The organism is Cupriavidus lacunae, assembly GCF_003353055.1.
Taxonomy (GTDB): Bacteria; Pseudomonadota; Gammaproteobacteria; order Burkholderiales; family Burkholderiaceae; genus Cupriavidus; species Cupriavidus lacunae.
In genome coordinates this window covers 1-1,971 of the sequence record NZ_QKWJ01000213.1, presented here as the reverse complement: position 1 = coordinate 1,971, position 1,971 = coordinate 1, and the positions used below count along the sequence as shown (strand labels likewise).

Sequence of the window (1,971 nt, the reverse complement as noted above, 5' to 3'; positions counted from 1 at the left end):
CGTACTTGCTAAACTTGTTCATGACCTGCCCCCTCAATTGTGGCTCTGGGCCGCTGGTTCAACACACCTCAAGCCTAATCCACGTCGCTTGAGGTGCGGCAGGTCAATACATTTTGTCTAGCCGGTAGGTCTATTTTTGTCGCGCAGCAGTGCAATGACGCGCTTCACAACAAACACATGCAGGTAGTTTTGGATACGAGCGCCGGCGCCCAAATCGCGCAATGCATCAAGATACGCGTCCTTGACGGTTTCCACGGGCAGGCCCAACTCTTCAGCGAGTCTTGCGATTCGCTCGTCATGTCCTTGATGCCACATGGCGCCTCATGTCTCTTCGCTCTTCTTGAAAGGAAGCTTTAGCTCTCCCTTGACTATGCGCGGAACTGCTGCCGTCTGAGGCGCATCTCAGCGTGGTCGCGACAATTCCTTCACCGCACGTACTGCCTTTCGGCGTCTGACCTTCTTCTCTTTTTTCAGCCATCGCATGAACAGCTCGTGCGCCGGCGCATACTCTGCGAGTGCAGGCAGTGCGGATATATACGCTGAGCCAACTACGACGTCGTTCAACGCGCCAAGCGCTCCCTGGAGTTGCGCGAGACCCACGATGCGCTTGCGGTCCGCCTTCTTGAGTACGGGCGAGAAATATTCAAGCAGGTAACGTAGCCGCTTAATCTGGATGCGGGTCTGGTGGAGTACAGCCAGGCTGCCATCCCCAGCACGGGTCAGCAGCTTATCCAGCCGGCGGGACGCTGCTTTGACACGGCCCCGAGCGAGTTCCCCGACGGATCTGGACTGCTCGGGCTGAGCGCCCGCAACGTGGTCGATAGCGGCCATGAAGGCAGAAAGCAGTTGCGCGTGCGTCGGGGAGCTGACGACCATACGGCTTTCCTCGCGAGCGTTGTGCCTGATACCGTCCAAAGCCTCAAGGAATATCAGCGCGGATGGATGACTCGACGGTACTGCGGCGCGCAGTAAGGTATCAATGATGACATCCCAGTTTCGTGGAGCGCCAATTCGGTTCGCAATGTCCCCAAGCTGTTGGCGCCAATGGTTGGCAAGTCCCTCTGGAAGTAAGGCCTGATAGGCCCACAGGAGCGCTCGGAGCCTGCGCAGGGCGACCCGCAGTTCATGGCCAACCTCGGGGTCATTGCTCACGAGATAGTCAGAGGAACAATGCTCTAATGTCGCTACATCCGAAGATAACAGGTGCGGAAGGACGGTGAGCGCGTGGGCTCCACGATGCAACTCGGATGACGCCAGGCAACTAACCATCGGCTCCCCCGGGAAGGGCTCAACTAAGGCGCAAGGTGAGCGCGGCCGAGTTGGTAGTCTAGTCGCCAGGAGGCGACTAGAGACACGGAATTCGGTGATCTACCCCACGTATCTGCGAGCGACGTTCGCGCGGCGCCAGCAAGATTTCTCGCGCGATGCGGTCGGAGCCGGCATGGTGGGCAGCGCTTGCCAAAAGACGACGGCGAGCCGTATAGAGTACATATCGGTACGTTTTGTAGCGCTTCTGGTGCGACGGCTCGTGTTGATTCGAGCGCGAATAATATTCGACAGAAGTGTCTTATTGTTGCAATAGAAGGGCCCTAAGATTGGGCCTCAATCAAGTTGTAGCAACAGAACTACTGACAATGCGCTGCGTATGGGCCGTTGAGATGGGCCATATGCCGACTTGATCGACGTCGACCAGAGGTAACTCTGCAGCAGGCACGGATGCCGGAGAGCGTTCGGCCCCAGGGTGCAAGTCAGGTGGACGTGACTATTGTCGCAGGGGTTGTCGGAGCCATCCACATTGGATGGCTCTTTTGTTTTTTGTCGCGCCTTCTGTAGAGGGCACCTGGAGCGCTAGTGTAGCGTTCTGTTCTTGATGGAACTTATATGAATTCGGCGTCTCCAATGCGCTACTGCGACACAGCGTGGAGAGAGCGAGTGCGAGTTGCCCCCGAGATCATGTTGACCGACGAGGAG

2 protein-coding genes are annotated in these 1,971 nt (G+C 57.4%); both read right to left on the bottom strand.

What is annotated here, in order from left to right; translation table 11 throughout:
* Positions 1 to 117 precede the first annotated feature (117 nt).
* Complete coding sequence (locus tag DN412_RS42705; RefSeq protein ID WP_115216977.1) at positions 118 to 315, bottom strand: DUF3562 domain-containing protein; 198 nt, start codon at positions 313 to 315, stop codon at positions 118 to 120.
* A gap of 87 nt (positions 316 to 402) precedes the next feature.
* Positions 403 to 1,269, bottom strand: a complete 867-nt coding sequence (locus DN412_RS42700) for a CHAD domain-containing protein (protein ID WP_115216976.1) — start codon at positions 1,267 to 1,269, stop codon at positions 403 to 405.
* Positions 1,270 to 1,971 lie beyond the last annotated feature (702 nt).